At 60.6% G+C, this 7,487-nt stretch carries 6 protein-coding genes; all 6 read left to right on the top strand.

What is annotated here, in order from left to right:
- The first annotated feature begins 240 nt into the window (after positions 1-240).
- The 6 genes from NML54_RS04040 (at position 241) to NML54_RS04015 (ending at position 7,229) form a co-directional block, all read left to right on the top strand.
- A complete protein-coding gene (locus NML54_RS04040) occupies positions 241-1,020 on the top strand; it encodes a 16S rRNA (uracil(1498)-N(3))-methyltransferase (RefSeq protein WP_254756023.1) in 780 nt (259 codons plus the stop codon).
- Positions 1,021-1,103: 83 nt separating this feature from the next.
- On the top strand, positions 1,104-2,231 hold the full coding sequence (locus NML54_RS04035; RefSeq protein WP_254756022.1) for a PhoH family protein: 1,128 nt from the start codon (positions 1,104-1,106) through the stop codon (positions 2,229-2,231).
- 3 nt (positions 2,232-2,234) lie between these two features.
- Positions 2,235-2,756: an rRNA maturation RNase YbeY gene (ybeY, locus tag NML54_RS04030; protein WP_254756021.1), complete on the top strand. Its 522-nt coding sequence runs from the start codon at positions 2,235-2,237 to the stop codon at positions 2,754-2,756.
- Between the two features lie 9 nt (positions 2,757-2,765).
- A complete protein-coding gene (locus NML54_RS08975; protein WP_254756020.1) occupies positions 2,766-4,268 on the top strand; it encodes a hemolysin family protein in 1,503 nt (500 codons plus the stop codon).
- A 125-nt stretch (positions 4,269-4,393) separates the two neighbouring features.
- On the top strand, positions 4,394-5,551 hold the full coding sequence (locus tag NML54_RS04020; protein ID WP_254756019.1) for a GTPase Era: 1,158 nt from the start codon (positions 4,394-4,396) through the stop codon (positions 5,549-5,551).
- Between the two features lie 238 nt (positions 5,552-5,789).
- The gene (locus tag NML54_RS04015) at positions 5,790-7,229 is read left to right on the top strand and encodes an LCP family protein (RefSeq protein WP_254756018.1); all 1,440 of its coding nucleotides are present in this window, start codon (positions 5,790-5,792) and stop codon (positions 7,227-7,229) included.
- The last annotated feature ends 258 nt before the right edge of the window (positions 7,230-7,487 follow it).

Below are 7,487 nucleotides of genomic sequence, written 5' to 3'. Positions count from 1 at the left end.
CCCCCCGTCACTTCGCCACCCCCCCGCGCGGGCCCCTCCCCCCCCCGCCCCCCCCCTCCCACGCCCCCCCCCAACCCCACGCCGCCCCGCCGGGGGGGGGGTACCCAACCCCCCCCCCGCCGCATTCCTGTTAGCGCTGCTGCCAGCACAGCACTGTACGCGCCCGCGCTAAGTAGCACACCTATTTCACATGCCACCCGCACACTACCCACGCTTTCAAACCGCACCTCAAGGAGAACCATGAGCGCCCCCATCTTCTACATCAGCACGGAAGAATACGACGCACTCACCCCCGGCGCCACCTGCGCGCTCGGCGGCTCCGAAGGCAAGCATGCCCTCGTCAAGCGCCTTGAGCTCGGCGAACGCATCGACCTGGGTGACGGCACCGGCCGCCGCGCACTCGGTACGGTCGCCTCCATCAACGCGGACGGCGTGAGCGTGCAGGTGCAGGAGCTGCGCGAAGAACGCAGCGTACCCTCCATCTACCTGGTGCAGGCACTCGCGAAGGACGGCCGCGACCTGCTCGCCATCGAAACCGCCACTGAGCTGGGCGTGTACGGTGTGCTTCCGTGGAGTGCGGACCGCTCCATCGTGCGCTGGAAGGGGGAGCGCGTCTCCAAAGCACACACCAAATGGCAGAACACCGTCACCGCCGCGGCGAAGCAGTCACGCCGAGCACTCATTCCCGAAGTGTACGACCTGTACAGCACCGCCGACCTGGTGGAACTCATTGAAGAAGTTGCCGGGGAGGGTTCTGAGCAGTCCGCCGCCGTGTTCATCCTGCATGAGCAGGCGACCGAACGCCTCAGCGCCCTGGCACGCAAGCTTGTAGAGGCAGAGAACCTGCCCGAAGAGATCTACCTGCTCGTCGGCCCCGAAGGCGGCATCAGCGACCGCGAAGTGCAGTTCTTCACCGACGCTGGCGCGCAGCTGGCACTGCTGGGTGACGAGGTGCTGCGTTCCTCCACCGCCGGTTCTGCCGCCATGTGTACCCTGAACGTGGTGCTGGGCCGCTGGTAGAGTGCCACTGACAGGAATCCACCAGGGCGTGGTGCATCACGCACATCTATACTTGTAAATACATCACTAGCCAAGGAGCCCATATGACTACCTCCCGACCTCTCTCGACCGCGCGCACCGTATCCTTCAAGAGCGCCGCAGAAATGATTGCCGTACTCGGCCCGCAGGACGCGCACCTAGCAATTATCGAGGACTACTTCGAGCAGATTAGCCTGCGCCCCAAGGACCTGGACGTGCTCATCACCGGCCCCTCCGAGGCCGTCAACACCGCCTCAAAGCTGCTGAACGAACTGCGCGTGCTCTCCAGCCACGACACGCAGATTACCGTGCAGGTCATTCACCGCCTCATGGGTATGCTCGGTGACGAACTGAGCAACCCGGCGCACTCGCTGTCCACCAGCATCCTCTCCACCCGCGGCACCACGATTCGCCCCAAGACCATTAACCAGAAGAAGTACGTGGACGCTATCGACGCGAACACCGTCATCTTCGGTATCGGCCCGGCGGGTACCGGTAAGACCTACCTCGCCATGGCGAAGGCTGTGCAGGCGCTGCAGAGCCACGAAGTGAACCGCATTATCCTCACCCGCCCCGCCGTGGAGGCTGGTGAGCGTCTGGGATTCCTGCCCGGCACCCTCAACGAGAAGATCGACCCGTACCTGCGCCCGCTCTACGACGCACTGCACGACATGCTCGAACCCGAAACCATCCCCAAGCTCATGGAGGCGGGCACCATTGAGGTTGCACCGCTGGCGTACATGCGCGGCCGCACCCTCAACGACGCATTCATCATCCTTGACGAGGCTCAGAACACCACCGCCGAGCAGATGAAAATGTTCCTGACTCGCCTGGGCTTCGGCTCGAAGATGGTCATTACCGGTGACATCACCCAGATTGACCTGCCCGGTGGCGCGGCCTCCGGCCTGAAGCAGGTGCGCAACATTCTGCAGGGTGTGGAGGATATTCACTTCAGCATCCTGGAATCCTCTGACGTGGTTCGCCACACCCTGGTGTCGAACATTGTGTCCGCCTACGATCAGTGGGGCGAAGACCAGAAGGCAATGGAACGCAAGCGCAACCGCAAGGTCAAGCGCGCCACTATTGAGGCCGCAGCCGAGAAGCTGCTGGACCGTGCCGGCATCAATGGCGGCTCCGAAAAGAACACCGAGCAGAACCCCAACAACGCACAGACCACCCCGGAAGGACGCTAAACGGTGGCAGAGATCGAATTCGACTGTGAAGAACCCGCAACCGGTGCCGACCCGGCGACCGATGCTTTCATCCGCGAATCTTTCGAAGCGGTAGACACCGAGGTGCTCACCCGCCTCGTCGAGCATGCATTCAAACACATGCACCTTGCCGATGACACCTACCTATCCATCGCCATCGTGAACGAAGACGAAATGGAACGCGTGCACATCGAATGGATGGATCTGCCCGGCGCAACCGACGTGATGAGCTTCCCCATGGACGAGCTGGAACCGGGAACCCCCGAAAACCCCTCCAGCGGCATGCTCGGTGACATTATCCTCTGCCCGCCCGTCGCCGCACGTCAGGGCGCAGATGCAGGTCACAGCACCCTCGATGAGCTGTGCCTGCTCACCACCCACGGTATTCTGCACTGCCTCGGCTACGACCACGGCACCGCCGAAGAGGAAGCTGAAATGTTCGGCCTTCAGCGCTCCATCCTCGAAGAGTTCCTGGGCCGTCCGGCACCGGTCGAAACCCGACACTAGGGGAGCGGCGTGGACATTCTACTCACAGCCCTCCTCGCCGTTCTCGCACTCTGCCTGACCGTGGTCGCGGCAATCGCCGAAACCGCATTCACCTACCTGCCACACAACGAGGCTGAGGAAGCGGTGGAGGCACACCCGGAAACCCTCGGCGCCCGCGTCCTGCAGCGCACCCTCGACGGTGACTCCGAGGCGTACACACACCCGCTGCGCCTGACCCGCCTCATCGCCGCCGCCGCCGCGGTGCTCGCCACCATGACCTGCCTGCTGAACCTGGTCGAGGTGCACGCGCTCGCCGTCGTGCTGACCCTCGTGATTGTTGCGCTGGTGGGCTACCCGAGTCTGCACGTGCTGGCCCGTGCTCTGGGTCGTAACCGCCCGGTCGCGTCGATTCGTGTGCTGGCTCGCCCGGTGTACTACCTGGCGGTTCTGCTGAGCCCGGCGACCGGTCTGCTCGATAAGCTCAGCGTGCGCCTGGCGCCGGAACGTTCGGCTGAAGCCCCGGTGGGTGTGTTCGATGAGGAGGAGCTGCGCGAGTTCCTGGACCGCGCCTCCGACGCTGAAACCATTGAGGACGACGAGGCGCAGATGGTGCAGTCCGTCTTTGAGATGGACGATACCCGCATCCGTTCGCTCATGGTTCCGCGTACCGACATGCTCACCGCCAGCCGTGACACCCCTCTGCGTGAGACGCTGAGCCTGTTCCTGCGTTCGGGTTATTCGCGTATGCCAGTAATTGGTGATTCGAGCGATGAGATTCTGGGCGTGCTCTACCTGAAGGACGCGATGCGCGCCTTCATTCTGCATTCGGAGTCGCCGGAGGGTACCGCCCTGCCGACCGTGGTTGAGCTGATGCGCCCGGCTCGTTTTGAGCCCGAGTCGAAGCGCGCCATGGACCTGCTGCGTGAGATGCAGCGCGAGTCCACGCACGTGGCGATCATTGTTGATGAGTACGGCGGCACCGCCGGTCTGATTACGCTTGAGGACCTGATTGAGGAGCTGGTCGGTGACATTTCTGACGAGTACGACCGTGAGCGCCCCGATTACACGCTGAACGATGATGGCACGTTCCGTCTCTCTGCCCGTCTGGGTATTGATGAGCTGGGCGAGATTTTCGGCCGTGAACTTGACGATGAAGATGTTGATACGGTGGGCGGTCTGCTCGCTAAGCATCTGGGTATGGTGCCAATTATTGGTTCTGAGATTGAGATTGACGGTATTCATATTCGTGCGATTGGTTCGTCGGGCCGCCGCCACCAGGTGGATATGCTGCAGGCGTGGTATGAGCCGCCTCGTGATGAGCAGCAGAGCACTGAAGGTTCCGCGGCGTCTTCCCCGAGGTCTCATTCCGCGGAGTCTCATTCCGCGGAGTCTCATTCTCTGAAGTCTGAGGTTGCTGACATCCTCACCGTGGATACGGAGCCTCCCGCTGTGGCTGAGCCTCACGCACATCCGGATCTTCCGGGAGATATTGCAGAGGCTGAACCGGCAACCGATCAGTACGGCAACCGCTAGATATCGAATATAGACGCTACATTTTCCCTAACACACTTTGAGCCAGCCGCCCGGCCCCGGAAGGCGCAGGCAGATGAGGCAGGCACCCCATACACCCCGCACGGGGTTTGATAAGGAGAAACACAATGGACCAGGAGTACACCCCGCTCGATTTGAGCACTCTGGACTTGAGCACCCCGCTGCCGACCTACCCGGTGGATTTCCGTTCGGGTTTCGCGTCGCTGGTGGGCCGCCCGAATGCGGGTAAGTCTACTTTGACGAACGCTATGGTCGGTCAGAAGGTGGCTATCACCTCGAACCGTCCGCAGACGACCCGCCACACGATCCGCGGTATTGTACACAAGGACGAGTACCAGCTGATTCTGGTGGACACCCCGGGTATTCACCGCCCCCGCACTCTGCTGGGTGAGCGTCTGAACGACCTGGTGGCAAGCACCCTTTCACAGGTGGATGTGCTGGGCTTCTGCATTCCGGCGAATGAGAAGATTGGTCCGGGTGACCGTTACATTGCGTCGCAGCTGGTGGCGTCGAGCAATAAGCCGGTGGTTGCTATTGTGACGAAGGCTGACACTGTGAGCTCTGAGGAGCTGCGTGAGCAGCTGCTGGCTGTTGAGGCGCTTGGCGAGGAGGTCATGAGCGCTGAGCGTGCGGCTCGTGCTAAGCGTGCCGCGCATCGTGCGAAGCAGAAGGGTAAGGGTCCCAAGGGTAAGGGCGGCAAGAATGATGCTGTGCCTTTCGCGAAGGGTTCGGGTCCTGCGGCTAAGCGCCGTGCCGGTGAGGTTGCTGAGCCGATGCCGGTTGACGGTAAGGGCGGCTGGGCTGCGATTATCCCGGTGTCTGCCGTGAAGCATTTCCAGGTGGATGCGGTTGCTGACCTGCTGGCGAAGTACACTCCGCTGTCGCCGCCGCTGTACCTGGAGGGTGAGCTGACCGATGAGCCGGAGGCAACCCTCATTGCGGAGCTGGTGCGTGAGGCTGCCCTGGAGGGTGCGCGTGAGGAGCTGCCCCACTCGATTGCTGTGACGGTTGAGGAGATGGAGTTCCGTGAGGGCCGCCCGGCGGATAACCCGCTGTTGGATGTGCATGTGAACCTGTTTGTGGAGCGTGAGTCACAGAAGTACATCATTATCGGTAAGGGCGGCTCGAATCTGCGCAAGATTGGTACGAAGGCTCGTGAGCAGATTGAGGCGATGCTCGGTACCCGCATTTATTTGAATATTCATGTGAAGGTTGCGAAGGAGTGGCAGTCTGACGCTCGTGCGTTGAACCGCCTGGGATTCTAGTAGCTTTCCTGAGCGCATCGCCCGGAGGCTTTGCTCTGCGAGGTCGCCCCGAAAGGTAGCGCTGAGAGGCTATCTTGAGAGGTTGTCCTTGAGGCGGTCGCGCATCCTTAGCTTTCACCCGGTGGCTTGCAGAAATATGTGCATGCCTCCGGGTAAAACTTTTCACTCACATTCGGCGCTCATAGGGAAGAGTGTTACTCTGAGAAAGCATTTGCTCACAGGCAGAAAGAGAAAAGGTATGCCCCAGGCACCTCGTTTACGAAGCACCGGTCGTCATATGCGCACGACGGTGCTGACCTCAAAACGCAATAAGTGGATTGCTCTGCTTACTGCTTGCATGCTCGTCATTGTTGTTGGCTTTGGTGGTGTGGTGGCTCTGCGTATGCGCAATAATCTGCATACTCAGGAGCTGAACATCAGCAATTACAAGGACGGCCTGGAGAACGGCGCCTTGGACATTCTCGTGATTGGTTCCGATACCCGTAAGGGGAATAACCGCGCGTACGGTGATGAGGATGACCGCAATTCTGAGGCTCGCGCGGACGTGATGATGCTGCTGCAGATCAGCAAGGACCGTAAGAATGTGAGCGTGCTGTCGTTCCCGCGTGACTTGATAGTTGATGTGCCGCAGTGTACTGATCCTGAGAGCGGCACCGTGTACCCGGCTGAGAAGAACGTTCAGATTAACGACTCTCTGTCTCGCGGTGGTGCCGGTTGTACTGTGGCAACCATTAGCAAGCTGACCGGTGTGAATATTGACCACTTCATGTTGGTGGACTTTAACGCTGTGAAGGAGCTGTCGAAGGTTGTTGGCGGCGTTCAGGTGTGTGTGAACGCGCCGATTGATGACGAGTACAGTGGCTTGAAGCTTCCTGCCGGTACTTCTTCGGTTGAGGGTGAGCAGGCTCTTGCGTTCTTGCGTAGCCGCCACGGCTTCTCGGATGGTTCCGATATTGGTCGTATTCAGGCTCAGCAGGGCTTCTTGTCTTCGCTGCTGCGTAAGGTGAAGAGCGAGGGTACTCTGTCGAATCCGGGCCGTCTGATTAACATTGCTGAGGCGATTACTCAGAACGTGACGGTGGATAAGAACCTGGGTAATATCAGCACTCTGGTTGGTGTTGGTGCGGCTCTTGGGGGCGTGGACCTGTCGAATGTTGTGTTTGCGACCGTGCCGACTGAGCCGTGGAGCCAGGATGAGAACCGCCTGCAGGTTTCTGCGGATGCTGCGAACGTGTTCCAGCGTCTGCGTGACGATAAGTCGCTGAAGGAGGAGAAGGCTCCGGAGGCGCCGGCTACTTCTGCCGCTCCGGTTCAGCTGGACCGTACGGTTCCGGTGAGCGTGTACAACGCGACCGGTCTGGATGGTCGTTCGGCTACCATCGCTTCGGTGATTGAGGGCCTGGGCTACACGAATGTTACTCCCGGTACTTTGGCTAACCCGACGAACTTCACCATGGTGTTCTACTCGACCGGTTACGAGGCGGAGGCGAAGGAAATTGCCGCGAAGCTGAACGTGACCCGCGTGGTGGCGACTGAAGAGGTTCTGGGCGTGTCGGTGACGATTGGTACTGACTTCCCGTCCGGTGAGGCGATGGAGAAGCAGGAGGCTGCGATTGCGGGTAACGCGACCGGTCAGACTGCTGATCAGCACAAGTGCCAGACTGCTTTCGCCTACTAGGTTGTAGCTAGGGCATAATGCAGATACGTGAATTTTGAGTGAGGGGGCGTAGCGCCAGAAATGGTGGCTGCGCCCCTTTGTCGTTAACGCTTTCCAGATGATGGACGGCTTCCCGGGTGCCCTGCCGCCGCCTCCGACCCCTGTGATAGCGTGGAGGCATGACTATTGACGGTGAGAGCATGCGCGAGGTTACCCGCCAGGCAGTGAACCTGCTGCTTATTCGCCGGAACGGGGCACGCTAGAATCTGCCGCAACCGT

It is taken from the genome of Rothia gullae (genome assembly GCF_024294905.1).
In the GTDB taxonomy this organism is placed as follows: domain Bacteria; phylum Actinomycetota; class Actinomycetes; order Actinomycetales; family Micrococcaceae; genus Rothia.
The sequence above is the reverse complement of the archived record's forward strand: the minus strand, read 5'-3'. Positions and strand labels throughout refer to the sequence as shown.

Coding starts and splice junctions, on each gene's coding strand:
- NML54_RS04015 (WP_254756018.1), top strand. CDS start 5,790: ATGCCCCAGGCACCTCGTTTACGAAGCACCGGTCGTCATATGCGCACG.
- NML54_RS04020 (WP_254756019.1), top strand. CDS start 4,394: ATGGACCAGGAGTACACCCCGCTCGATTTGAGCACTCTGGACTTGAGC.
- NML54_RS04040 (WP_254756023.1), top strand. CDS start 241: ATGAGCGCCCCCATCTTCTACATCAGCACGGAAGAATACGACGCACTC.
- NML54_RS04035 (WP_254756022.1), top strand. CDS start 1,104: ATGACTACCTCCCGACCTCTCTCGACCGCGCGCACCGTATCCTTCAAG.